This is a genomic window from Streptomyces sp. NPDC048197 (assembly GCF_043202395.1).
GTDB classification, from domain to species: Bacteria; Actinomycetota; Actinomycetes; order Streptomycetales; family Streptomycetaceae; genus Streptomyces; species Streptomyces siderophoricus.
In genome coordinates, this window is record NZ_JBIDAJ010000023.1 from 104,055 (window position 1) to 129,301 (window position 25,247).

The 25,247-nt window shown below is 68.1% G+C and carries 17 protein-coding genes and 6 pseudogenes; 10 read left to right on the top strand and 13 right to left on the bottom strand.

What is annotated here, in order from left to right; translation table 11 throughout:
• The first annotated feature begins 11 nt into the window (after positions 1-11).
• On the top strand, positions 12-3,581 hold the full coding sequence (putP, locus tag ACGF4C_RS27005) for a sodium/proline symporter PutP (RefSeq protein ID WP_393569383.1): 3,570 nt from the start codon (positions 12-14) through the stop codon (positions 3,579-3,581).
• Between the two features lie 218 nt (positions 3,582-3,799).
• Here the strand turns inward: putP and ACGF4C_RS27010 are convergent, their stop codons facing one another.
• Both ACGF4C_RS27010 and ACGF4C_RS27015 read right to left on the bottom strand, forming a co-directional pair.
• Entirely contained in the window at positions 3,800-5,593 is a 1,794-nt protein-coding gene (locus tag ACGF4C_RS27010) for a coagulation factor 5/8 type domain-containing protein (protein WP_393569384.1), read from the bottom strand.
• A 520-nt stretch (positions 5,594-6,113) separates the two neighbouring features.
• Positions 6,114-6,594, bottom strand: a pseudogene (locus tag ACGF4C_RS27015) (hypothetical protein).
• Positions 6,595-6,910: 316 nt separating this feature from the next.
• Here ACGF4C_RS27015 and ACGF4C_RS27020 point away from each other — a divergent pair.
• Positions 6,911-7,822, top strand: coding sequence for a MerR family transcriptional regulator (locus tag ACGF4C_RS27020; protein WP_393569385.1), 912 nt, complete (start codon positions 6,911-6,913; stop codon positions 7,820-7,822).
• A gap of 102 nt (positions 7,823-7,924) precedes the next feature.
• On the opposite strand, the pseudogene ACGF4C_RS27025 reads toward ACGF4C_RS27020, so the two are convergent.
• The 4 genes and pseudogenes from ACGF4C_RS27025 to ACGF4C_RS27040 all read right to left on the bottom strand — a co-directional run.
• Positions 7,925-8,266 (bottom strand): annotated as a pseudogene (locus ACGF4C_RS27025) (IS1182 family transposase); the annotation flags it as partial.
• A gap of 68 nt (positions 8,267-8,334) precedes the next feature.
• Positions 8,335-8,859 carry a YcxB family protein gene (locus tag ACGF4C_RS27030; RefSeq protein ID WP_393569386.1) on the bottom strand — a complete coding sequence of 175 codons (525 nt, stop codon included), beginning with the start codon at positions 8,857-8,859 and terminating at the stop codon, positions 8,335-8,337.
• A gap of 306 nt (positions 8,860-9,165) precedes the next feature.
• Complete coding sequence (gene car / locus ACGF4C_RS27035) at positions 9,166-12,687, bottom strand: carboxylic acid reductase (protein ID WP_393569387.1); 3,522 nt, start codon at positions 12,685-12,687, stop codon at positions 9,166-9,168.
• 200 nt (positions 12,688-12,887) lie between these two features.
• Positions 12,888-13,598, bottom strand: a complete 711-nt coding sequence (locus ACGF4C_RS27040) for a FadR/GntR family transcriptional regulator (protein ID WP_393569388.1) — start codon at positions 13,596-13,598, stop codon at positions 12,888-12,890.
• A gap of 406 nt (positions 13,599-14,004) precedes the next feature.
• On the opposite strand from ACGF4C_RS27040, the gene ACGF4C_RS27045 reads away from it, so the two are divergent.
• Positions 14,005-14,487: an SAM-dependent methyltransferase gene (locus tag ACGF4C_RS27045; protein WP_393569389.1), complete on the top strand. Its 483-nt coding sequence runs from the start codon at positions 14,005-14,007 to the stop codon at positions 14,485-14,487.
• A gap of 647 nt (positions 14,488-15,134) precedes the next feature.
• Positions 15,135-15,641 (top strand): annotated as a pseudogene (locus tag ACGF4C_RS27050) (helix-turn-helix domain-containing protein); the annotation flags it as partial.
• A gap of 146 nt (positions 15,642-15,787) precedes the next feature.
• On the opposite strand, the gene ACGF4C_RS27055 reads toward ACGF4C_RS27050, so the two are convergent.
• From ACGF4C_RS27055 to ACGF4C_RS27065, 3 genes and pseudogenes are all read right to left on the bottom strand, one after another.
• On the bottom strand, positions 15,788-16,135 hold the full coding sequence (locus ACGF4C_RS27055; RefSeq protein WP_393569390.1) for an ASCH domain-containing protein: 348 nt from the start codon (positions 16,133-16,135) through the stop codon (positions 15,788-15,790).
• 119 nt (positions 16,136-16,254) lie between these two features.
• Positions 16,255-16,402: pseudogene (locus ACGF4C_RS27060) on the bottom strand (ATP-binding protein); the annotation flags it as partial.
• A 425-nt stretch (positions 16,403-16,827) separates the two neighbouring features.
• A complete protein-coding gene (locus ACGF4C_RS27065) occupies positions 16,828-17,346 on the bottom strand; it encodes an RICIN domain-containing protein (RefSeq protein WP_393569391.1) in 519 nt (172 codons plus the stop codon).
• Between the two features lie 318 nt (positions 17,347-17,664).
• On the opposite strand from ACGF4C_RS27065, the pseudogene ACGF4C_RS27070 reads away from it, so the two are divergent.
• The 3 genes and pseudogenes from ACGF4C_RS27070 to ACGF4C_RS27080 all read left to right on the top strand — a co-directional run.
• Positions 17,665-17,828: pseudogene (locus ACGF4C_RS27070) on the top strand (hypothetical protein); the annotation flags it as partial.
• A 24-nt stretch (positions 17,829-17,852) separates the two neighbouring features.
• Positions 17,853-18,239: a Tn3 family transposase gene (locus tag ACGF4C_RS27075; RefSeq protein ID WP_393569392.1), complete on the top strand. Its 387-nt coding sequence runs from the start codon at positions 17,853-17,855 to the stop codon at positions 18,237-18,239.
• 22 nt (positions 18,240-18,261) lie between these two features.
• A pseudogene (locus ACGF4C_RS27080) lies at positions 18,262-18,624 on the top strand (Tn3 family transposase); the annotation flags it as partial.
• Positions 18,625-18,697: 73 nt separating this feature from the next.
• Here ACGF4C_RS27080 and ACGF4C_RS27085 read toward each other — a convergent pair.
• Positions 18,698-18,994, bottom strand: a complete 297-nt coding sequence (locus ACGF4C_RS27085; protein ID WP_393569402.1) for a winged helix-turn-helix transcriptional regulator — start codon at positions 18,992-18,994, stop codon at positions 18,698-18,700.
• Positions 18,995-19,175: 181 nt separating this feature from the next.
• Here ACGF4C_RS27085 and ACGF4C_RS27090 point away from each other — a divergent pair, with 181 nt between their 5' ends.
• The 3 genes from ACGF4C_RS27090 to ACGF4C_RS27100 all read left to right on the top strand — a co-directional run bounded on the left by ACGF4C_RS27090 (position 19,176) and on the right by ACGF4C_RS27100 (position 22,250).
• The gene (locus ACGF4C_RS27090) at positions 19,176-20,645 is read left to right on the top strand and encodes a PhzF family phenazine biosynthesis isomerase (protein WP_393569393.1); all 1,470 of its coding nucleotides are present in this window, start codon (positions 19,176-19,178) and stop codon (positions 20,643-20,645) included.
• Between the two features lie 168 nt (positions 20,646-20,813).
• Entirely contained in the window at positions 20,814-21,674 is an 861-nt protein-coding gene (nadC, locus tag ACGF4C_RS27095; RefSeq protein WP_393569394.1) for a carboxylating nicotinate-nucleotide diphosphorylase, read from the top strand.
• Positions 21,675-21,956: 282 nt separating this feature from the next.
• Entirely contained in the window at positions 21,957-22,250 is a 294-nt protein-coding gene (locus ACGF4C_RS27100; RefSeq protein ID WP_393569395.1) for a DUF1330 domain-containing protein, read from the top strand.
• A 1,128-nt stretch (positions 22,251-23,378) separates the two neighbouring features.
• On the opposite strand, the gene ACGF4C_RS27105 is transcribed toward ACGF4C_RS27100, so the two are convergent.
• The 3 genes from ACGF4C_RS27105 to ACGF4C_RS27115 all read right to left on the bottom strand — a co-directional run.
• Positions 23,379-23,762 (bottom strand): ATP-binding protein, encoded by a 384-nt coding sequence (locus ACGF4C_RS27105; RefSeq protein WP_393569396.1) that lies wholly within the window; start codon positions 23,760-23,762, stop codon positions 23,379-23,381.
• A gap of 153 nt (positions 23,763-23,915) precedes the next feature.
• Complete coding sequence (locus ACGF4C_RS27110; protein WP_393569397.1) at positions 23,916-24,734, bottom strand: TerB family tellurite resistance protein; 819 nt, start codon at positions 24,732-24,734, stop codon at positions 23,916-23,918.
• 4 nt (positions 24,735-24,738) lie between these two features.
• Positions 24,739-25,247 (bottom strand): glycerol-3-phosphate dehydrogenase C-terminal domain-containing protein (locus tag ACGF4C_RS27115; RefSeq protein ID WP_393569398.1); only part of this gene is annotated, 509 nt, incomplete at its 5' end.

Below are 25,247 nucleotides of genomic sequence, written 5' to 3' on the forward strand. Positions count from 1 at the left end.
ACGAGGAGAACATGTTCGATTTGAGTGCGCCGATCGTGATCACGTTCCTCGTGTACGCGCTCACCATGATCGGAGTAGGTGCCTGGGCATACACCCGCACTCACACCTTCGCCGACTTCGCCCTGGGGAGCCGCAGGCTCAGCGCGTGGGTCGCCGCCCTGTCCGCAGGGGCCAGTGACATGTCCGGCTGGCTGTTTCTCGCGTTTCCCGGAGCGGTGTACGCGGCCGGCATCGGCGCCAGTTGGATCGCCGTCGGCCTGGCGGTCGGCACCTACCTCAACTGGCGGTTCGTCGCGCCGAGGCTGCGCACCTACACCGAGCGTGCCGAGAACGCCTTGAGCCTGTCGGCCTACCTGGAGGAGCGGTTCGAGGACCGCACCCGGATGCTCAGGATGGCCTCGGCGGTGGTCACCCTCGTGTTCTTCACCGTTTACGTCGCCAGTGGTCTGGTGGCCGGCGGGTTGCTGTTCGAGCACGTCTTCGACGTCCGTTTCGGGCTCGGGGTGACCCTGATGGCCCTTGTGATGGTCATCTACTCGGTCCTGGGCGGCTTCCTCGCCGTGAGCATGACGCACGTGATGCAGGCGACGCTGATGTTCCTCGCCCTGCTCGTGGTCCCCCTGACGGCTGTAGGGGCCCTCGGAGGCTTCCGGGAACTGGCGGATGCCCTCCACAAGAAGGCGCCGGGCCTGCTGGACATGGGGGCAAAGGTCAATTACGCCGCCGGGCAGTGGTCGGCAGGTGGGTCGCTCGGCGCCGTCGCCATCATTTCGCTGCTCGCCTGGGGCCTCGGCTACTTCGGTCAGCCGCACATCCTGGCCCGCTTCATGGGCATCCGCAGCACCCGTGCCATCCCCGCGGCCCGCCGTATCGAGACCGGGTGGGTCATCGTCGTACTTGCCGGCGCCACACTCGTCGGCCTCGCGGGAATCGGGCGGCTCGGCACCCCGCTCCACGACCCCGAAACGGTCTACATCGTCCTCAGCCGCATCCTGCTCAATCCCTGGATCGCCGGGGTGATGCTGATCGCCGTACTGGCCGCGATCATGTCGACCGCGGACAGCCAGCTTCTCGTGTCGTCCGTCGCGCTCACGGAGGACTTCTACCGCGCGTTCCTCAACCGGCGCGCCGCGGACCGGGTGCTGGTGTGGGTCGGCCGCGGCGCCGTCGTCGCGGTGGTCCTTGTCGCCTTCGTGATCGCGCTCAACGGTGGCGGGCTGCTGGGCATCGTCGCCTACGCCTGGGCGGGCTTCGGGGCCGCCTTCGGGCCGGTCATCCTCCTCTCGCTGTACTGGCCGCGTATGACCTGGGCGGGAGCCATGGCCGGGATCGTGTCGGGCGCGACCACGGTGCTCCTCTGGAAAAGGATCAATCCGCTGCTCGGGCCACTCCAGTCGGGCCTCTACGAAATGGTCCCGGGCGTACTGGTCGCCACGGTCGCCGCACTGGTCTTCGGCCGGTTCGTCGGCCAGCCGCCGAAGCGGGCCTTCTGGCGGATGCCGGGAGGCGGGATGAGCCAGCTGATGCTCACGCCGTTCCTCACCCACGCACCGGTCGGCATGGCCGTCCTGGACACGGACCTGCGCTACGTCTGGGTGAACGAGCCCCTGGGTCGCCTGATCCCCCTCGAACAACGACTTGGGCGGCAGGTGGGAGAAGTACTGCCGAGGAGCGAGGCGGAAGCCTTCGAGGAGCGGATGCGCAGGGTTCTTGAGACCGGGGAACCGGTGCTGGACTACGAGTTCCGCAGCCCCGGCTACGCCGATCCCGACCGCACGCGCGCGGCCTCCGCCTCCTTCTTCGCGATGAAGGACCGTCAGGGCCGGTACGTGGGCATCTGGTACATGGTCATCGACGTCACCGAGCGCTGGCGGGCCCAGGAACGCCTGGCTCTGCTGAACGACGCGGGTGCCCGTATCGGCAGCACACTGGAAGTGACGCGGACCGCGCAGGAACTGGCCGACGAGGTCGTACCGTCCGTCGCCGAGTTCGTCGCCGTCGACCTGTTGGACTCGGTCATGAGGGGCGAGGAGCCGGCTCCCGGACCGGTCGGCATGACGCCCGTCATCCGCCGAGCGGGGCAGCAGTCGGTGCGCGAGGGCTGTCCGGAGGCGAGCCTGGCCGTGGGCGAAACGGTCCGGCGTGCTCCCTCGTCACCCGTGACCCGCTGCCTGCTGGAAAGCAGGACTCTCGTCGAACGCGTCCTGGACCGCTCCACCAGCGCCTGGATGACCGAGGACCAGTCACTGGGCGCTTCCATCCGCAAGTTCGACTTCCGCTCGCTGATGGTGGTTCCGGTACGGGCGCGCGGCGTCACCCTTGGCGTGGCGACGTTCGCCCGCTCCCGGCGTCGGGGGCCCTTCGAGGACGATGACGTGCGTCTCGCCGAGGAACTCGTCGCCCGCGCGGCGCTGTGCGTGGACAACGCGCGCCGCTTCACCCGCGAGCGCACCGCGGCCCGCTCCATGCAGCGTTACCTGCTGCCGCAGGAGCTCACGGGAGGGTCCGCTCTGGAGGTGGCGTCGTGGTATCTCCCGGCGGATGCCCCCAGCGGCGTGGGCGGCGACTGGTTCGACGTCATTCCCCTCTCCGGGACCCGGGTTGCACTGGTCGTCGGGGACGTCGTCGGACACGGCATGAACGCAGCGGCGACCATGGGGCGTCTGCGCACCGCGGTACGCACGCTCGCCGATCTGGACCTCCCCCCGGACGAACTGCTGGCTCATCTGGACGACCTGGTCATCGGCCTCATGGGGCCGGCGGAGGCCGAGGACGCGAGCGCGGGTGCCGCGTTCATGGGTGCCACCTGTCTGTACGCCGTGTACGACCCGGTCAGCAGGCGGTTCACGCTCGCCCGGGCCGGTCACCTCCCACCGGTGATCGTCGGCCCCGACGGCACCGCCAACGTCCTCGACCTGGCCGCCGGACCGCCACTCGGCCTCGGGTACCTCCCCTTCGAGTCCGTCGAACTGGAGCTGGCCGAAGGCAGCCTCATCGCCCTCTACACCGACGGTCTCATCGAGACCTTCGACCGGGACCTCGACATCGGGCTCTCCCGACTGGGCGACGCCCTCGTGGCGCCCGGTCAGACACTGGAGGAGATCGGCCTGGGTGCGGTCGACGCCCTGCTGACCGGTCCGCCGTCCGACGACGTGGCCCTGCTCCTCGCCCGGACCCAGGTCCTGGCTCCGGACCGGGTCGTGTCATGGAACCTGCCCAGCGACCCGGCGGCCGTGGCGAACGCCCGCGCCCTCACCGGCCGGCAGTTGGCGGAGTGGGGCATGGACGACCTGACGTTCACCACGGAGCTCATCGTCAGCGAGCTGGTCACCAACGCCATCCGCCATGCGACCGGGCCGGTGAGTCTGCGCCTGATCCGGGACCGCGGCCTGATCTGCGAGGTCTCCGACGCCAGCAGCACTTCGCCACGCCTGCGCCATGCCCGGACCACCGATGAGGGAGGGCGGGGCCTACTGATCGTGGCCCAAGTCGCCCGGCGATGGGGCACCCGCTACACGATGACCGGCAAGATCATCTGGACGGAGCAGGACATCCCCGCCGACACGGAGGCCCGGTGGTGAGCGGGTCTCGCCTTGGCCGGATGGGACATCACCGGACCTCACGGGCCCGCACCGTGGGCGTTCCGCACCTCTGCCGCCCGACGCGGACACCTATCGGCCGCCGGTGCCACGCAACTGGCCTCAGCAGCCGAGCCCACCACAGCCCACCACGCAACGGAACGACGCCGTCCTATAGCCGCTCGTCCGTCCTGGGGGCCTGTCCTTCGTAGGCGCGGTGGTCAGGGGTAGGAGACCACCGTGGACGGCACGGTTGAGGTGCCCGACGTGGGGGCGCCGGTGTTGTTGATCACGTGCTCGTACTGGCCCTTGCCGCCCAGCGAGACCACGAGCAGATCGTGGAACTTCACGCCCGGCTTGTTCGGGGCCTCGAAGCCGTGGTCCTGCCGGATGGTGGGATCCACGTTGTAGTAGCAGTAGCTGCCGAGGCCCCACCCTTCGTGGGTGGTCACCGTGTCGGCGACCTTGTACGCGGCGAAGCCCTTGGTGCTGCCGTTCTGCACCGCGGCCTGATTGGGCGCGTCGTACGCCTTCTCGTTCTGGAAGAAGACCGTACGGCCCCGCTCGCCGCGCCACTCCACGTCGTACTTGTTGAAGTGCTCGACGAACAGCCCCGTGGCCAGGACGTCGGCACCGTTGACGCGGATGCCGTAGTCGGCCCGGTTGGTCTCCCAGCCCACCCCGTCGCCGTGGTCGGCGCGCCAGACCCAGGTGTGGTCGATGATGGTGTGGTTGCTGTTGATCACCATGCTGGTCGTCGCCTTGCCGGGGCCGGCGCCGCCGATCCGTACGAAGACGTCCTGGACCGTCGTCGGATTGGCGGCGTGGTCCGCGGAAGCCCCCTCGGGGCCGATCTCCAACAGTGTGGCCGAGTTGACCGGGCCGGCGTCGATGAGGAACCCCGCGAGGCGCACCCCGTCGACGTCGGCGACCTTCATGGCGCTCACCCCGTTGTCGGGCACGATGGTCGCGTACCCCAGGCCCAGGACCACGGTGTTCGCCCGCTGGACCTCGATCGGCCGGTCGACATGGTAAATCCCGGGCGTGAGCAGCAAGTTGAGACCCTGGGCCAGTGCGGCGTTGAGGGTTGCCGCATCAGTGCCGGGCTTGGCCACGTAGAACTGGCTCAGCGGAAGGGATGCGCCCCGCGGTGTGCCGTTGCCCCAGGTGGTGCCGCGGGCGTTGACCCGCTTCTCGGGGAGGAACACCCGGTAGTCGCCGCCCTCAAGGTAGAGGAAGGGCTTTTCACGCGAGATCGGAGTGGTGTCCAGAGTGGTGTACGGCGGATCGGGAAACGTCTGTCCGGGGGCTCCCTCGACGCCGGAGAACACCATGTTCCACACGGCATTGCGCCAGCCGCCCACCGAGCTGTCGCGGGTGTACCACTGCTGCTGGGAGTACGGACTCACCGTGCCGTCGATACGGCTGTCGGCGATGTACCCGCCGCTGGCCCAGCCGTAGCCGTCGGGTGCCAGGTTCAGTCCACCCTTGACGTGCATCCGCCGGAAGGGTGCTGCCTGCGCCACGGCCCATCTGTTCGTGCCGTTGACGGGATTGAGCGCGAGGTTCTCCGCCGAGCGCCAGAAGTTCTGCGTCGCATTGCCGTTGAACCAGCCGGCGTCAACGGTCACATCGCCGTTGATGGTCGTGTCATCGGGCGACAGCCCCAGGCCCGCGATCGAGGTGTAGAAGCCGAGCTGGGCGTTCAGGCCGTGGTACGTGCCCGGTTTGAACAGGAGGGCGTACCTGGCGGTGCCGAACTGGGCCGACTCCTGCTGCTTGAAGATCTCGTCGAGCTTGCCCTGGATGTTGGGTGTGCCGGGGTCGAAGACCAGCACATTCGGGCCGAGGTCGCCGCCACCGGGGAGCGCGGCGGTGGCGGGTGCCGCGGAGGCTCGGGAGGACAGGACGGGCAGCCCGGCGGCGGGGAGTGCGGCCGCCATCACGGCCAGTATCTTGCGGCGTGAGGGTCTCGGTGTGCGGTGAGCCGTGGGATCTGAGGGGGGTGTGGGCATGGAAGCCCTCCTGATTCGGGTTCAGGAAGTGAACGAATGAAGTTCATGGGAGCGCTCTCCTGCTCGTTGAATGTTCACCGCGTGTGAATGATGCGTCAAGCGTTCTTTCTATAGTTGGGGTAAGTCGCTGCTGCCGTCACTTCAATTGGCGTGTAGTTAGCAGTAGTTGTTGGTGATTTACCCTGACCTGTTGACCAGCCTGCAGGCCGGACAAGCTGACTGCTTTGCATTCAGGAGGTGTTGAGGCATACGAGCCCCTGGATGGGGTGGCGGCGCGCGATGCGAGCACTCCTTCACCGCCACGGCCGGCAGTCGGCATGCGCTCGGTCACCAGCGGAACGGTCACTGTGGAGCTGGCGATCCGGATGCTCGACCTCGCGCCCGGCGACGAGTGATCGCCACGCCATAGCCTTGCCAGGCGACCGTGCAACCCCTGCTCAACACGACGTGCGGATCGGGTATCCGATAGGGCACGGGCAATGGCGGTTCGCTGCCGCGCCCGCCCCCGGACCGCCTTGGCTCAGCCCCGCGCGTCCATCAGGACGGTGACGTAGGCATCCAGCCGCTCCTCCACGGCTCGTGTCGTCAGCTCTGTCCTTCCTGCCTCCCGCCATGGCTGCGCCACCAACTGCACTTCTTCTGAGCACGCCAGCGCGTCCCGAACCCGCCAGTACAGCCGCTCGCTCGCGGCCGCGGCCAACACCCCGCCGGCCCCCTCATACGCCTCAGCGAACCGCAGACCCCACGCCGGGCCGTGCAGCAGCGCGAGATGGGTGGAGCAGTGCCTCGGCGCGCCCCACGTAGAACGGATCGACAAAACTCCGCAGCACCAGGTCGCGGGTGCCTCCGTCCCGCGTGCCGATGGTCAGCCTCCGCATTTCGGCGGTAATGCCGCCCTGCAACGCCTCGATTTTGACGATCCGTTCGCCGACCTCCAGATGTCGGCCCACCCAAGTCAGTGTCAACGGTAAGACAACCGCCGCCTCATCGTGGTGGGTCACCGTGCCACCCCATCATCCGGACGACGGCACAAACAAGGCTTTTCATGGGAAGCCATGGCAGCTCCGCTCTCTTCCTCGTGTCCGCTCAACGGCACGTCCCGCAGCTGCCGCAGAGACTCCCAGAACCCAGAACAGCATGTCGGTCTGCATGACCAGAACTGTCACCGTCCACGGCCAACCGCCGGGTACTCACGAGCTCATGGGACCTGCATGACCGCCACGGCAATCGGCGGAAAGCCCCTCGACGTCAAGATCCACCGCATCGCACGCCCGGGCGCTTGAGTCTCCAGCGGCTGGAGGGTCCAGGATTTCGCCCATGGAAGACGAACGCCCCGACGTGCTCACCATCGGCCAGCTCGCGCACCGCACCGGACTTCCGGTGCGCACCCTGCGCTTCTGGTCGGACGAGGGAGCGGTACCGCCCGTGGCCCGCTCCGCGAGTGGCTACCGGCTGTACGACGCCGAGTCCGTGGCCCGCGTCGAGTTGGTCCGCACCCTGCGGGAGCTGGGCCTCGGGCTCGACGACGTGTGCCGCGTGCTGAGCGGCCGCACCACGGTCGCCGAGGTCGCCGACGCGCACGTGGCCGCGCTCGACGCGCAGATCCGCTCCCTCAAGGTGAGCCGGGCCGTCCTGTCCACCGTATCGAAACGCGGTTCGACCGCTGAGGAGACAGCACTGATGAACCGGTTGGCTCGGCTCTCCGCCGCCGAACGCAAACAGATCATTGACGAGTTCAAGGAGGAGGTGTTCGGCGGTCTCGACGTCGACCCGTGCCTGCGTGACCGCATGCGTACCTTCCGCATCGAACTGCCCGACGACCCCACCCCCGAGCAGGTCGATGCCTGGATCGAATTGGCCGAGCTGGTACGGGGCCCCGCCTTCCGCGCGCGGATGCGCACCATGCTGGAGCTGAGCACCCGGGCCCCCGGGCAGAAGCGTCCCCCCGGGGCGTCCATCTGGTGGGCCAGGCAGGTCGTACAGACCGTCGCGGAGGCCAGAAAACGCGGGATCGCCCCTGAAGGACCGGCAGCGGCCAATCTGCTGTCCGAACTGTTCGGCGACGCGGGTCGGGCCGCCGTGCTGTTGTGCCTGGAGGCCGGGATCGATGCGGGGGCGGAGCGCTACCGCAGGCTCGTCGCCCGCGTGCGCGGACAGTATGCGTCTCCCGACGCGAGCGAGGAGCTGGAGTGGCTGGCACGGGCCCTGCGCGCCGCAGCTCAAGCCTGACTGGCCGTACCGCCCCTGCCCCACACGGGTTGGAGCGAGCCGGGGCGAGTCGACGCGAGCCGTGGTGTTGACGGCCGTCACGAGGGGGCGGCCGACCGGCCGTGGTGCTCGATCAGCCCCCCCGGCAGCGACTGGGCCGGTCTGCCGGTCAGCCGCTCGACCGTGTCGGCCACCTCGGCCTGCCGCCCCGATCAGCAGGCGCAGCATCAGCCGCGGTTCGTACGGCGGGTAGCTCCGCGTGTCGGTGTAGTCGGCCAGGGCCGGCCTCCAGGTCCAGCACGTCGTCGACCAGGTAGGCGACGAACCGGGCGAGGTGGTCCTGGGGCAGCCAGTCCTCCAGCGGCAGCGGCAGCACCTTTGCGGATCGAACGCCCGAAACGTCTTGTCCACCGTTGTCGCAGGACCCATTGGCCGCTTCTTCTCGACCGGCTCGACCTCGAACAGCCCATCTCCGCCCTACATACCGCGAACATCCCGCACCAATGATCAGGAACCCGTAGGCGGGTTTCTCGTTACGGAGACACGTGCTCCTGGACAACTGGAGCGCCATTGGGGGTCACGGCACCCCGACCAGCGACGAATGCCGAGAACTCAGTCAGCTGCTCGGGGGCGAACGCGCGCTTGGGGATCACGATGAAGAGTCGCGCTGACGGGTGAAGCAGGAAGGCTTCACTTGTCTCGCGGATCTTGATGATGGCAGCCCACTTGAATTCACCACGCTCAAGATCCGTTTCGATCGCGACCCCATTCACGGTGAGAAGCGCGCGTGTGGGCTTGCACAGGCGAGGGGCTTGCTTCTTGACTCCCATCCTTGTGCCGAGCGTCAGCAGCAGGACGTACATCACCCCGGCGCCTATGCATAGGAAGCCAGTGGAATCCGAGCCGTGGTCACCGCGCCCCAGCGTCAGGGCAAGGCCGAGTACGAGAAACACGATTGCGACGGCCCACACGATGATGCGTCTTCGCCGGGCCATCCTGAGGCGGGCATGTATGAGCTCCTCTGGTTGCAATACGTAGGACAGATCGATGTTCACCATGGGCCTCCAGGGTGGTGATGATGCGGCATCCTCCCAGCGTGTGCAGGAAGCGATCAAGTTTGGACGTCACCACGAAAAGATCGATCGCCGGCGTAGCCGACCGACTCTCTGCTTTTCAGGCGAATCCATCGGAAGTGGTGATAGCCAGTAGAGTTTCAACAGGCTTTTGAACCGTTGTCCGTGATTGCCCGCCACGCGCAGTGCTGTTTGTCGGCGTTGCCGTCCACGGCCGCTTTCCTGTTACGGGCCGGTGCCGCTGGCCCGGAGGCAGCGTGACGATGCAGTCCGCCGACACTCAGGTGCGCGTCAAATCAGGTACTGCGCCCGGAGGTCAGCCACGTACTTGGTGATCAGGGCCGGTGACAGACGAGGGATGTCGTTCTCCTCGTCGAGGGCAGCGGCCCGTACCGCCGCACGGAACCGGTCTGCCGGCAGGGCGGACCCGGGCAGTGACTTCTGCGGCTCGGCGAAGGCGTGCAGCAGAGGAAGCAGTGAATGTTGCTTCTGGTGGTCGGGCAGGCCCCGCAGGGCGGTCTCGAAACGGTCGAGCCACTCGGCGTGGTCCTGGACGCGGGTCAGGGGGTGCCCGGCTGCCATCAGCCAGTCGACGAACGTGTCGAGGGAGATGCCGTCCTCGTGCGGGTTGACCACGTTGTAGGTCCGGTGGCCCTCTCGTGCGTGGTCACCCAGCGAGGCGATTGCCCGCGCGGTGAAGTCCACGGGCAGTGCGTCGTAGTGTGCGCTGCCGTCCCCCGTGTCGGGGGCGTAGAAGCTGCCGGGTGCGATGCCTGTCGCCAGCAGGCTCAGCAGGAGGCGGGTGAAGACGTCCGGGATGTTGAGCTGGCCGCGGTAGCGCGGGTGCGCGAGGATCAGGTTCGAGCGGAAGACTGCGACCGGCAGCCCGAACCTTTCGTGCGCCTCGTGCAGCAGCACCTCGCCGGCCCATTTGCTGGCCGCGTAACCATCGGCGTAGTCACCTTCGAGGCTGCGTGTCCGGCAGGCGGTGCGGATGTCCGCCGACTCGTCGGCCGCCGACTCGTTCCCGAAGACGACGGCGACCGTCGACAGGTAGGTGAACTGCTTGATTCGGGAGGTGACCGCGAGCCTGATCAGTTCGGCTGTTCCCCGTACGTTGGGACCGAACAACTGGTCGTAGGGCAGGACATGGTTGACCAGTGCCGCGGGGTGGACGATCAGGTCGACGGTGTCGGCCAGCCGCTGCCAAGTCCTGTCGTCGAGGCCGAGGTTCGGTTCCCCGATGTCGCCGGCGATCACGTGCAGATGCCGGGCGGCGAGCTCGTGGTAGCGCTCCATGAGTTCCGGGTCGCCGCTGTCGAAGGCCGCCTCCAGCCGTGCCCGGGCCGTCTCGGCGGAGGAGCCGCGGACCACGCACACCAGCGTGCCACCGCGCTGCGCCACGCGCTCCAGCCATTCGAGGCACAGAAAACGGCCCAGGTAGCCGTTGGCGCCGGTCAGCAGCACGGTCCGGGCCTCGGGCAGCGGACCGGCCGGCCGTTCGGCCCGCCCGATGGCCCGCGCGTCGAGGAACGCGTCGAGCCGTAGGTCGGCCGCGTCGAGTCGCGTCGCGTCAGGGCCGTGGAGGCTGTCGGCGCTAGGACGGCGGTGTTGCGACGCGAGCGCCCGCTCGATGTGGTCGGCCACCCGCCGCAGCGTGTTGACCGGGTTGATGACCACGTCGACAGGAACATCGACGCGGTAGATCTCCTTCAGCAGCTGGGAGAACGACAGTGCGGTCAGGCTGTCACCGCCGAGGTCGAGGAAGCGTGCGCCGGGCTCCAGGTCGCCGTTCCGCTGCCCGAGGAGCGCCTGTGCGGCCCGGAGCACGGTCTCCGGTACGGGCTGGTCGGGGCCGAGCCGGCGCAGTGCCCGCAGTTCGTCGGCCTCGCGGTCGGTCAATTCGGTGTACAGCGCTTCGAGATGCTCGCCGTAACGCTTCGTCAGGGCGGGCCGCAGCGGCTTGCGCATCCCGGAGAGCAGCCCGTTCTCCTGGGTGAACGGCTCGCTCTCGATGAGGAAGTCCCTGGGGATCTCGTAGGAGTTCAGTCCCGCCTCGGTGGCAATTTCCTGCAGGGACTCCCGCAGGACCGGCCTGATGCGCCGGGGGTCCCCGTCGGCGCGGTCGAGGGCGTCCTGCGTCGGCACGACGACCGCGAGCAGGTAGGCGCGGGCGCTGTTGCCGTACAGGAAGATCTGCCGGACGACCGGACTGCCGTTGAAGAGCGCCTCCAGGCGGGAGACCGTGACGAATTCGCCCTGTGACAGCTTCAGGACGTTGGAGCGGCGGTCGACGTACCTCAGCGCGTCGGGGCCGACACGGGCCATGATGTCTCCCGTGCGGTAGAAGCCGTCCTCGTCGAAGGCCTCGGCGGTGGCGTCCGGGCGCCGGAAGTAGCCGGGGACGAGCCGGTCGGACCTGATCAGCAGTTCGCCCCTGGGGTGCGGTGAGTCGGTCGCGAAGTATCCCAGCTCGGGTACGTCGGCCAGTTTGTGGTCGGTCACCGGCGGGCGCAGCACCTGGCCGTCGAGGGAGACGATGCCGGCTTCCGTCGACCCGTAGCCGTCGGACAGCCTGACGTGGAGGCAGTTCTCGACGAACGCCGTCAGCTCGTCGCTCGGTGGAGCGGATGCGGTGACGGCCCACAGGAGGCGGCCGCCCATGACCTTCTCCCGCAACTGCTCCATCACCTGCTCGGCTGCATCGCCGTCCGGCTCGGTCCGGCGGGACAACTCGGCCCGGTAGTACTGGAAGAGCATGTCGGAGATGCGGGGAACCATGAGGAACTCGGTGGGGCGGACCAGCGAGAGGTCTTCGAAGAGCGTCGACAGGTCGCTGGACGCCGTGAAGCAGGCGAGGCCTCCCTTGGCGAGCGTGCTGAACAGTACGCCCCTGCCCATCATGTGGCTCAAGGGCAGGTAGTTCAGCACGATGGCGGGCCGAACCGCTTGGCCGGGTACGAAATCGATCCAGAAGTGCCTGACCAGGCGCTCGGTGTACATGGCGCCCTTGGGGGTGCCGGAACTGCCCGAGGTGTAGATCAGTGCGCTGAGCGCGTCGGCTGCCGACCCGTCGGGAACCTCGGGGAGCGACGGCAGCGTCCTTCCCCGGTCGATGACCGATGCCAGTGTGTCCAGGGTGACGCCTCGGTCCTGCGCCGCGAGCCGGCCGCGCGCGGAGTCCAACTCCTCCTGGTGGGCGGTGATCTCGGAGTGGTGGCCGATGAGGATGATCCGGCCCAGCGAGGGGGCGTTCGCCGCTATGTCGGTCGCGACCGCCACGTGGTCGACGTGCGCCACGAGCAGGCGCGGTCCGGTCTGCTCGATGATGGGGGCCAGGTGTAACGCCGAGGTACCGGCCTGGAGGGGAACGGACACCATGCCGGAGCGGATGGAGGCCAGCTCCACCACGGTGTACTCGGAGCTCGTGGACCCGAGAACGGCGACGAGGTCACCTGGTCGCAGCGCGTGTTCGGGGTGGTGCCGCCACTCGGAGGCCACCGCGCCCACCCGTTCCCAGAGTTCGCCGTAGGTGAGCGTGTCGAACCGCTTCAGCAGGCGCAGCGTGGTCCGGCCTGTCTTCGGATCGGTAACCGGCTCGGTGGCACGCTCGCCCAGGGCGGGACGGTCGGCGTACCCCTTCATCACCGTGGCCACCAGGGCGGCGAGCGGCAGTCCGGGCCGCTGGATCGCCTCGGTGACGGCGTCCAGGGGCGCGGTGTCACGGAACTGCGCGTCGGTCGCGGCCAGGTGGGCGTGACGCCGGTCGGTACGTGCGTCGAGTTCGGCGGCGGTGGGTCGGGAGTGGGACACGAGTGGTCTCCTTTTCGGCCGTGAAAGCCCGTTCGGGTGGGCGGCGTTGCCGTGTGGGCAGGGTGTTCGTGTCAGGGGGTTCGTGTCAGGGGGTTCCTGTCAGCGGGAAGGCTGATGCAGCTGGCGGTCCTGTCCCGCGCCGTGTCCGGCGGCCGCCGTGGCAGTGCCCAGGGCAGCCGGTACGGAAGTCATCCGCGCACTCACCGGTCCTCCGCGGCTCGTGGTGTGCCGGTCTCGTGGCCGCGGGTGAGCTGGACGATCGCGGCCGCCGCGGCACGGGCGCCGCCCGCGTCCCGGGCCTCGATCGCGTCGACGAGCCGGCGGTGCAGGCGGGCGTGCTCCTCGGCATGGACGGCGTCCCAGGGCAGGCCCCCCAGGGACGAGGTGAGCGCCGTGCCGAGGTGGTCGTACACCTCGATCAGCAGGTCGTTCCCGCTCGCCCGGACCACGGCCCGGTGGAACAGCGCGTCGACGTTCGTGGCCGCGGACGTGTCCTCATCGGCGCAGGCCGCGTCGGCGTCGGCCAGGAGCTCCCGCAGCTGCTGCAACTGACTCTCGTCGCGGCGCAGGGCCGCTGCCTGGGAGGCGTACTCCTCCAGAACGGTCCGCAGCTCCAGCACGTTGTCCCGCCGCGCGGAGCTCGCCCGCCGCACCATGACCGACTGCAGCTCGCTCGATGAGCGGACGTAGGTGCCGTCGCCGGCTCGGGGCTCCAGCAGACCCAGGTGCACCAGCGCACCGATCGCCTCCCGCAGGGTGCTGCGTCCGACGCCGAGTTCTTCGATGAGGGCCTGTTCCGGCGGGATCCGCGTCCCCACCGGCCACCCGCCGGACTCGATGTGGGAGCGGAGACTGTCAACGAGCTGAGCGGAGAGGCTGGCGGTCCGCCGCGGTGCGCTGATGCGTTTCATGGCAGCACTCTATACAAACATCAGACATTTGAACATCGGGTACTGACTCGTAGTCAGCCCACCGCGTCTGCGCTTCGTGCGGCCGGCCTCCTCGCCACGGATCCGCCGGGCGACGGCCCCTCGCCGCCATGTCAGGCGGCCGGGCGGGCGGTGCGGCCGCGGATCCGCCATCGGCATGCGATGGGCATAGCCGCGCGCGGACACCAACCGTTCAGGCTCCTCTCCAGGACGTTGGCGTACCGGCGTGCGCCGCCGATCTTCGGGTGGAAGGACCGGGCCGACAGGCCGTACTCCCCGAGGAGAGGCGCCGACAGGTTCCGGAGCCACTTGACCGACGACCGCAGGCCATCGGTACGGTAAGCCAACTCGACCAGCTGACCCACTCTTTGGACGAAAGGCACTGCACATGCCCGAGAACACCACTCCTGCCGCAGTGGTTTCGGTGCCGGTGGGCCGGGTGGTCGGCGGCCGGGCGGAGGTCCGCGACGACGACTGGGGCAAGGAAACCGCGATCATCCGCCTGGACGCCGACCACTACGGCCCCGAATCCGTCGCAGGCCTGGACACCTTCTCCCACCTGGAAATCGTCTACCACTTCGACCGCGTCCCCACCGACAAGATCCAGACCGGCGCCCGGCACCCCCGCGGCAACACCGACTGGCCCCTGGTCGGCATCTTCGCCCAGCGCGGCAAGAACCGCCCCAACCGCCTCGGCGTCTCCCGCTGCCGCCTCCTCAAAACCGACGGCCTCGACCTCCACGTCCAAGGCCTCGACGCCGTCGACGGCACCCCCGTCCTCGACATCAAGCCCTACATGACCGAGTTCGGCCCCCAAGGCCCCACCACGCAACCCGACTGGGCCACCGACATCATGCGCCATTACCACTGACCGACGGGACCTCCGCAAGCGCGTGGTGGCCCCGAGCAGCGTGCGCGGCCGGCCCAGGAGGGCGGTGCGCGGCCGGCGCCGCCGACACACGCTGAACCGCGCCCAGCCCGGCCTCCAACGCTGAGAGAACCACTCGTGTGATCCGATGGATACCTCGGGCCCCACGGTGGGTTGTGGCGCTGATGGCCGTGTATGTCGTCGTGCTCCTCTTCGTAGGAGCCGCTTCGCACCTCGCCGACCTCGTCCGCAGCGGCCTGCATCCGTACAGCTGGGCTCCGGACTGGCTGAACCTGTACTGGTCCTCACCAGCGCTATTCGACTCGCTGGCTGCCCTGCTGCTGGTCAACGGGAGGCGAGCGGGCGTGGACCTCATGTACGTGGTCATGGCGACTGACCTGATGGCCTACGGTATGCCGCCTACGACATCCAACACCGCGACTTCTTCGCACAGCCGGGCCTGCAAAGGCTCACTGCCTTCACGCTGCTCGTGCTCGCAACGGGGCCCTTGGTCCGGCCCCGTCTCAACCTCAACACCATTTGAAACGGCGTCCTAACGGACACGCCCAAGTGCTGTGACCGGGAAAGTTTGCCGGGTTGCCCGTTGTGCCGTTCGGATGTGACGACTTCAACTGGCACGGGGAGGCGGGATGGCGTTACCGGTCAGGGTCCGCGGCCTGACCGAGCAGGAGGGGCAGAAGATTCAGCACATCGTTCGGCGGGGCAGCACGAGCTCGGTGCGGTTTCGGCAGGCGGTGATGCTGCTGGCCTCGGCCGGCGGCAGCACGGTCCCGGTGATCGCACGGGTTGGTCCAGCCAGCGAGGACACCGTCCGGGACGTGATCCATCGCTTCAACGAGATCGGGCACGCATGCCTGAACCCTCAGCGGGCGGGAGGCCGTCCCCGCCTGCTGAGCAGTGACGACGAGGATTTCGTCATCCGGACGGCCACCACCCAGCCCATCATGCTGGGCAAGCCCTTCACCCGCTGGTCAGTCCGCAAACTGGCCGATCATCTGCGCAGGAACATGGCTCGGCCCGTTCGGATCGGCCGGGAGGCCCTGCGGTGCTTACTGGCCCGCCGGGGGATCACCTTCCAGCGGACGAAGACCTGGAAGGAATCCCCGGACCCGGCATTCGATGTCAACAGCCGGCGCCGCAAGGGCATCGACCACACCTGGGCCGCCCAACGACGCGAACGCGCCCGCATCCTCAGTGAATGTCAGCAGCGCTGGGGCGCCCACGTCCCAAAGCGGCGTGTTCATGCGGGGAGGCGCTCCAGTCGATGCCCGAGGTCACTCACTCATTTCGCCAACCGGAAGTGCACGATGGCGATGGTGTCGGTCGGCTCGATGTGGGGGTAGTGAAACCGCAGTCTGTCGTGGAGCTCGGCGAGATCACGGAAACCGTCCGCTCGGGCGTCCGACTCGCTCAGCTGGGCAATCGTCTTGGCAGTGACCTGCGTGACGACACCCGGTAGTGCCACCTCGTCGTCCAACTCGAACACCAGGCTCACCGGGCCCGGCTCCACCGGGTCACGGAAACGTACCGTGGTCGTCTTCTGTTCGGCGCGTACTGCATCGAGATAGTCAGGATGGAAGTACAGGGTCTGAGTCGCCGTTGAGTGCTGCCATGAAGTGCTGTCGTCCATTCGGCGCACCCTAACGGAACGAGCAAACCCTCCGTGTCACACAGTCCGGTGGATGCCCCGGGCCCCGGGCCGGTGAACGTTTCCGGTCACAGCACTAGGCCCGTGCTGACCTCGCGTCAATACCGCTCGACCAGGACGGCCATGGGCATCACCCGGGTGCCGCCGGTGTAGTCGAGGAGGCGTCGGGCGGTCTCGACTACGAGCGGCCGCCACGGCGGTCCAGTGCTGGAAGTTGTCCGTCGCGGGAAGCCCTGGCGTGATGTCCATGAGTGTCTCGCCGACGAGCGCGAGTCAGCGACGATCACGCACTGAACTGGCTGCAAACGTCCTCACCTTGCTCCTGGAGTGCCTTGCCCACCGGACCCGGAGGAGGCATCCACGAAATCGACGTTCCCCCCCCGGCATGAAACAGCCCGGTGATGCCTTGCCGCTGTCCGGCCATGGGCTGCCAAGTCCAAGGCTTGGCAATGAGGCACGGTGCGGCACACCCGCTCAGGCCAGGCTTCTCAGTGGACCGAGGCCATGACCGCACCGTGCGCACCGTTTCAGCTTCGCTCGCTCTGCTCGATCTCCACACCTACATCGTCCCGACGAGTTGTTCGTCGACACGACACGCCCCCTTCATCGATGCATCGATGCGACACGGCCGTGCGCGCCAACAACCACGAGCACGGCCGTGACCGGCTGATGTGTTAGCCGACGAAGGTGAACCGCTGGTAGAACAGCCCGTTGTACCCAAAGGCGCGCAGGCCGAAGTCCAGGCTGTCGTCCATCACGCGGCCGGTGTTCTGGTTTTTGAGCGTCTTCGTGCCGTCGGACTGGTAGATGATCGACCACCGCTGGTACGCCGAGTAGTTGCAGCCGAAGGCGCGCAGTCCGTAGTCGGCGCTGTCGTCGATGCAGCGGCCGGTGTTCTGGTTCTGGATGACCCAGGTGCCGTCGGACTGCGGATACCAATTGAAGTTCTGGTAATTGAGCCCGTTACAGGTGAAGGCGCGCAGGCCGGCTCCCCATGAGTCGTCCACGCAGCGGCCGGTGCTCTGGTTCTTGAGGGCGTAGTAGTAGATCTGGCCGTCGGCGATGGCCGGGCCCTTGGGCCTGGGTGTGACGGCGTGTGCGGCCGTGGTCCCGGTCAGCAGCAGCGCGGCAGTGGCGCAGGCGACTGCCGCCGGTCTCGCAATGCGGGTGGCGAGGGTGGTGCGCAGGCCCATGATGGTCCTCCCGTTGGTGGCCCGCCTGTCCAAAGGGCAGGCGAGTAGGCGCCGCGGCCGTGCACTGTGGGGCGGGGTCATCAACCCGGCCGCGCATGCCTCGCACACGCTATGGGTCGGGCATGAACACTTCAATCTGGTCTGCGATGCATTATCCGGTATGGCCGGTTCCGTGCGGTCTGAGCGCCCCAGGCACATGCCAATGACGCACTACCCTCGCCCTGGTCACCGCCTTCGAAGCGAATAGTTGTGATCGACCGCCTTGGCCAGTTGCTCGGCGTGGGCGTCGAGCGGCGGCTTGAGTGCGCTGCAGTAGGGGTGCTGGTCTGCCGTTTTCTGAGCCAGTGGCAGACGCGTTGTGCCGCTGTCGACTCCAGACAGCACATCCCCGGCGTCAGCGGGCACGAACTGTCCTTGGCCACGAACCGGTACTTCTCCATCGCCCTTTTGAACGAGGCGATCGCCGACGTCGTCAGCGCGCACGCCGAGCTCGACATCTCCCAGGCGTGGGGCGACGGCTCAACCGTGGCCGCGGACGGCACGCCTTTGCCCATCTTCCCGGCTTCGGCCTGGCCCCCCGGATCCGCAACTGGAAGCACCTCACCCTCTACCGGCCCACCCGGTCCGTCGAGTACGTGCACATCGATGCCCTGTTCGGCGAGCCGGACAAGCACGTCATCGACTGGGAGCTGATCGAGTCGCGGTTTCAGCACCTGATGAAGGTGGCCGTGTCCGTACGGGAGGGCGCGATCTCCTCCACGCTGCTGCTGCGCCGGCTGCGCGCGGGCTCCGACAAGAACGCCACCTACTTCGCCTTCCGCGAGGTCGGACGCGTCATCCGCACCATCGCGCTGCTGCGCACCTCTCGGACGCGCCGCTGCGCCGGCGGGTGACCGCGGCGACGAAAAGGTCGAGTCGTTCAACCGGTTCTCCCAGTGGGTCGGCTTCGGCAACGGCGGCGTGATCGCCGACAACGACCCCGTCGAGCAGGAGAAGACCGCGAAATTCAACGCGCTGCTGTCCAACGCGGTGATCTTCCATAACGCGCTCGACATCGCCGCGATCGTGCGCCAGCTGCAGGCCGAAGGGTTGGAAATCGACCCGGAGGACCTGGCGCAGGTCTCGCCGTATCCGACCGAGCACATTCGCCGCTTCGGCGAATGCTCCACCCACGAACTCGGCGACGAACCAGCCGCCTACGACCCCCGCCAGGACCTCGACTTCACCCCACTACGCGGCGACGAGCCAACGACAGAAGGTTTTTGGCAGGCCGCGTGAGCCCATCGCGTGAGCCCATGTGTCCACGAGTCGGGGGCTGTCACATCACCGCCAACCTGGTTGGGCGTCATCTTCAGGTCTCCGTGGGCTCCTGATCGTGGTGTTCTTGCTCCTGCGCCCAGATTGCCGCCCATTCGTCGAGCGGACGGAGGGCGTGACCGAGTGCTGTCCCCAGTCGGGTGAGCTCGTAGCCATCGGCCGAAGGGGCGATGATCCCGCTCGATGCGAGTTCGCGGAGCCGCTGGTAGAGGACGCTGGATGACAGGCCTTCGCACCGCGCCAACAGCGCGCGGGCGCCGAGCGGGCCCGAGCGGAGCTCCCAGAGAATTCGCAGCGCCCACCGGCGGCCGAACAGGTCCATCGCGGCCATGATCGGCCGGCCGGTCGTCGATCCACGAACCGGTGTTCCTGGGCGCGGCGTTGGCATACGTCTCCTTGTGTTTCGCTATTCGAAACGCTAGCATCCATCCGGCGTTTCTAATTTCGAAACGAGCTCGACGGGAGAGCCGATGCCGCGGATAGCCTTGCTGGAACCGCCGTATACCGACCAGGTGGGCGCACTGCTCGCGCGCATGATGCCCGGAGAGGCCCCACCGATCGGGCTGTTCCGGATGTTCGCCAGAAACCTCCCGATGGCCGGTGCCATGCACGGGTGGGGTCGCTACGAGTTGAGTCGGCAGCTGACGCTGACCATGCGGGAACGCGAGATCGTCATCGACCGGACGTGCGCGCTGTGCGGCTGCGAGTACGAGTGGGGCGTGCACATGTTGACGTTCGCCGAGCGAGTCGGCCTCACTCACGAGCAGGCGACTTCGCTGGTGCACGGTGGTCCCGCCGACGAATGCTGGACATCCGAGCCGGAACGGCTGCTCATTCTCGCTGTCGACATGCTGCATGAGCGTTTCCGACGTCGACGACGCGTTGTGGGCACGGCTTGCCTCGGTCTTCGACGAGCCCCAACTGCTCGACCTGCTCCTGCTGTGTGGGTGGTATCACGCCGTCAGCTTCGCCGCCCGCACTGCTCGCATACCGCACGAGCCCGGCGCACCACGCTTCGCCGACTTCCCGCCCCGCACTCGATGACGCGCCCTACCCGGCCGCTTGCCGGCCACGACGACCTGCCCGTCACGATCGTCCACGCATGCCTGCGTGAGGGGCGTGGAGGCAGTCCGACGGCAGTCGTGGACGAGACGCCCTGGAGGCGGGCCGGCAGGCTGTTAACCGATGGCGAGCGCCGCCTCGTGCCTACCCTGGTTGGCGCCTCGCACGCCGTGTTCCTCTCGGATGACCGCGATCCGGCAGACAGGAGGGGGACGAGACAGCCCGTGCTCCAGGTGCGCTTCTTCACTCCCGAGACGGAACTGCCCGCGTGCGGTCACGGCACCGTGGCGGCGTTGGCCTTCCTCTCGGCGCGTACCGGCGACAGGGAGTATCGCGCCGAGCTGTGGGCCTCCGGACGGGCCATCAAGGGCCGTGCCGTCCACCGGGTTTCGTCATCCATCGACGTCACCTTCAGGGCGGGGCCGGTGCATCTGCGTCAGCCAACGGGAGAGGAACTCTCGCTACTACTCTCCGCTTTGGGTCTCACCGCGACGGCCACCGCCGGAGCTTGCATTGCGACACTGGGACGCCCACGGCTAGTTGTCCCCGCCCCCACCGAGCGCGCGCTCGCCGCCCTGGCTCCGGCTCCCGACCAGCTCGCCGCCGCCTGCGACCGGCTAGGGCTGCTGGGCTGCTTCGTCCACTCCCCGGTATCAGCCTCGGTCCGGACTACTGCCCGCATGTTCGCACCGTCGATCGGCGTCCCCGAGGACATCGCCAACACCAACAGCTGCGCTTGCCTGGCAGCCCACCTGCTCGCCCGTCACGGCACCACCCGGATTGCCGTCGACATGGGCGACGCCCTGGGAAGCCCCTCCTCTGTCAGCACTGCCGCACGCCACAACCCGCAGAGTCCGCTGGTCGACGTCACCAGTACCGCGAGAATCGCGCGAGTCGCCTGTCTGCCGATGCCCGGGTAGGGAGCTGCGCTCCACGCTCCGCGGTTCTCACAAATGTCCAGATGTGAGGGTTCTGCGAGCCCTCTGAAGGTGATCACGATTTATATGAATGCTCTAGAGATCTCTCGTCCCGAACTCCGTGCCCCAGCCCCGCACGCGGCGCACCGGACGGCAGTCGCCGTCGGCGCCATGGCGGACGCCGTCCGCCGCGCCCTGGCCGAAGACCGCGCCGAGGACGACATCACCACCCGCTGGGCGGTGCCGGACGGCACCCGCGCCCATGCGCGCGTCGTCGCCCGCCAAGACGGCGTGATCGCCGGCACGGCGATCCCAGCCGAGGTATACCGGCAGCTCGGCAGCGACGTCGTCGTCACCGAGCACGTTCAAGACGGCGACCGCGTCCGCACCGGGCAGGACCTGCTCACGCTGGCAGGACCCGCACGAGAGATCATCACCGGCGAGCGGACAGCTTTGAACTTCCTGCAACGCATGGCCGGCATCGCCACCGCCGCCGCGGCCTTCGCGGAGGCGGTGACCGGGCTTCCGGCACGGATCCTGGACACCCGCAAAACAGCGCCTGGGCTTCGAGCGCTCGACAAGGCTGCGGTCGCCGCCGGCGGAGTGGGCAACCACCGGCTCGACCTCGCGGCGATGGTCCTGCTCAAGGAGAACCACATCGCCGCGGCGGGCGGCGTGAGCGCCGCGATCGCGGCAGTGCACGCGTGTAACACGCGGGGCGTCGCCGTCGAGGTGGAGGTCGAGTCGACGGCCCAGGCCATCGAGGCGCTGCGCGCGGGAGTCGAGTGGATCATGCTGGACAACATGCCCATCGAAGACATCCGGCACATCGTGACACTGCGAGGGTCGGAAGGGCCCCGACTCGAGGCGTCTGGATCCATCACGCTGGACACGGTCAGGGCCGTCGCGGAGACCGGAGTCGACGCGATATCCGTCGGTGCCATCACCCACAGCGCGCCGGCGTTCGACCTCAGTCTGCTGCTGACGCCGACGGCACCAGCGGGTGGCGAACACCCGGCGAGGTTCGGATGAGGCCGTGTCTCCTCCTGCGTGGACGGGCTGGAATGCCCGCCATGGCCGACCCCGTCGACCGGGAGGCCTTTGTTTCCGTCTCCGGCACGTTCCCCCCTCGCCGAAGGCGCCCGGGGCGCTGAGGAAGACTTCGCCGGGACGCGAACCGGCAGCCGAGGTGGCAGAGCCGGGCCAGGCCGGATCAGCACGTCCTCACAACTGCCCGGTGCTCCATCGCCGGGATCGAGCAATCTGAACGTCAATTCGAAGTCGGACCTGTCCGGCCGAACACAGGAGGTTTCCATGGCCAAGGGCTACTGGGTCAGTGTCTACCCCGCCATTTCCGACCCTGAGATGCTGACTGACTACAACAAGCTGGCGGGTCCGGCCGTCCGGGCTGCGGGCGGGCGCGTCCTGTCCAATTTCGGTCGAGTCGTCGCCCACGAGGCCGGAATCACCCAACGCGTCGTTCTGATCGAGTTCGACAGCTTTGAACAGGCCGCCGCGGCATACGAGAGCGAGGCATACCAGAAGGCTCTGGTGGCCCTCCCCGACGGCTTCGAGCGCGACTTCCGCATCGTCGAAGGCATCGACTGACCGACGGGCCCAGCCATCGCCGCGCATCCGTCACCTGATACGCACACGGTGCTGAGCGACGACTCACGAGACGAGGTGCGGGCCGGCTGGGATCACGAACGCAGACAACCGACGCACCCGACCAGCACGAGCACCCATGAACCCTGCCACGCCACCAGGCTGACCAGCTACTTCATGGTGGCGCGGTCCCGTTGGTGCGGCAGTCGGGGTGCTGATCCGTCATCGTCGCCGTGGCACGCCGACTGCCCCAGCTACTCGACGCGCGGCAGCCGGAAGCGACCTCACACCTTCCGCCGTCAGCCGGTAAGTAAGGTGATTCGTACCCAACTTGCGGTCTTCTGGAGGCTGTCCCGCCGCATGGATCACTCTGAGGGCTCGGGCTGGCGTGGCGGAGTTTCTCCGTCCGGCGGGGTTTCCAGCGGAGGCAAGCCCGCCCTGGCTCGAATGATATCGGCTTGTGCGCGGAGCATGTCCGCATCCGCCCGGGTCCGCTCTGCGTCAGTCTGACCTCGAGCCTGCACGTATTTCGAGATTCCTGTAAGCGTTCCCCCGATCAATGCGCCGGTAGCTGTGGCCAGAGAGACGATTGTGGTGACGACGATCGGCGCATCGGAGGGTCCGAGGTTGCCGTGATCTTGGAGTGTTTCAAGTATGTCGCGAGTACCCGCCCAAGAGAGGATCAAGAGTAGGGCGACTACAGCAATCAGAATTCCCCAGGGGGAATCCTTTTGAGGAATTCTTGCCGCCGTTGGTGATGAGGATGCTGGATCGCCCGGTCCAGGACATGCGCCAGCGGCAGGAAGAGCAGCGTCGACGGTCGGGCGGGTGGCCTCGATGAAGACCGGGCGCAGCAGCTGTACGAGATTGGCGGCTTCGGCCGGCGGAGCACAACCTGCTGTGGCACTTCGGCCGCGTTGGTAATCGGATATCGGCGAGGCTTCCTTCCACCCGTTCTCATCGATTCCTTGCAAGCACCCTTGTTGGCAGTCGCTGTGACCTGAGGCCTCCCCGCGCCACGGCAATCCACAGGCAGGTGAGCATCGGGCGTGCGGTCGTTGTCAGGCACCCACAAATGTCATCCATTGATGCGGCAGAGCATGCGTGGGCGGCTGACGTCACCGCCACGCGTCAGGCCGCAGCGCCGACAGCCAGCGCGACGCGGAGACCGGCGCGGGCGTGACGGCCATGCCGGAGGTGCCGTGTGTCGGTCCAGTCGGCCAGGTGGCTGACGATGCCCAGGCCGCGGCCGCATTCGTCCCGGGGTCTGGGCTGGGGGCGTGAGGGCGGCGGCTGGCCGGTGTCGAGGACGTCGATGCGCAGGTCCTGGCCGGTCAGGGTGAGGTGCACGGTCATCTCGGCCCGTCCGTGGTGGGCCGAGTTGCCGGCCAGTTCCCCGACGATGAGCTCGATGCGGCACCGGTCTTCCTCGGTCACGCCCCAGCGGGTCAGCTGGGTCAGGATGAAGCGGCGTGCGGTGCGTACGTGGCGCTCCTTGGCAGGCAAAGCGATCACGGCGTGCCGGCGCACCGGGCCGGGAAGCAGCAGCGGGGTCGGCGCCGATGCTTCGGCGGGGATGCCTCCTTGGAGCCCGGCCGGAACGGTCGTTGGGGGCCTGGCAGCGACGTGGTATGGATGGGGCCTTCTCCTGTCGGCGGCAGCGTTGTCTCACGGCGCCCTACGGGCCGCAGCGGCCAGCAGCCGTTCGGTTTCTTCGCGGCCGAGGAGCAAGGCGCGGCCGATCGCGGTCAGGGTCTGGTGCTCGTGGTGGGTATAGGGCCCGTCGGCCAGGGCGATGCGGGCGGCCCGTAGGAGGAGACCCTCCCTCCCGGCGAGTTCCAGGTGCAAGGTGAGCGCGCCGAGGGTCTGGCGGAGTGCGGCGGTGAGCGTGGTGCTCCCGCCGTCGATGGCGTCCTGGTACCCGCAGGGCAGCCGCCACGTGCCGACGACCCGCTCCTCGCGGAGGACGGCCAACTGCTCCTCGGTGCAGTCGTCGAAGCCGGCGTCACGCACTGCGCCCACCGCAGCCTCACGAGCCGCGCTGTCCTCGAAACCCCCGGCGTCGAGGACAGCGAGGGAGACGGTGTGTACGGCGTCGCGGAGCATCGACGAGAGGACGGTGCTGGTGGGCTGGTCGAGGACGTCGGTGTCGAATCGGGTCCGGCAGGCGGTGCACTCGACCACGAATGCTGCTGTGCCGTGGGGGACCAGGGGGATGCTGAGGACAGCGAGCCGGCGGCGGCCGATGCGGCTCAGGTAGTTGCGGTCGCCGCCGCAGGAGGGGCAGAAGAACGAGCCGTCGTCGACGGTGCGCCAGGTCGTGCGAACTCTCCCCGGGCGCAGGGTCTTGCCTTCCGGCGGCCCCGCCCGATGCTGCCGGCCCGCTTCGCCGCGGAACGGTGACTCTTGGGGAACGGCGCCGTGTGAGGGTGTGGTGGAAGGGGGATTCCCGCTACCTGGAGTGTCGGTTTCTGTCCAGTCCCTCATGGCATCAGTCCTTCTGGGCAAGCAGGTCCTGGACGCGGGCGCGGACCTCGTCCGTGTCCAGGCCGCGGATCGTCAGCGTCGTACGGCGGCGTAGCACGTCGTCGACGGTCTGGGCCCACTCGTGGTCGCGGGCGTAGACGACCTGTGCCCAGATCTCGGGGCCGTCGGGGTGGATCCGCTTGCCCAGGGCTGGGTCGTCGGTGATCAGGTGCGCGATGTCGAAGGACAGCGAACCGTAGTGGGTGGAGAGATGGCGCACGGTCTGCGGGTCCATCAGCGCTCCCGCCCGCGGGTGGGTCAGCAGCCGGTCCGCGACCGTATGGGGATCAGCGACGCCGGGCAGCGGCACCCGTCGTGACAGGTGGGAGGCCGGCCTCATATCGCCGGCAAACGAGGGGTGAAGCTTTGCCACTCGCCGCATCACCGTGCGGCCGATGTGCCGGAAGGTCGTCCACTTGCCGCCGGCCACCGACAGCATGCCGCCGCTGCCCTCGGTGACGACCGTCTCGCGCT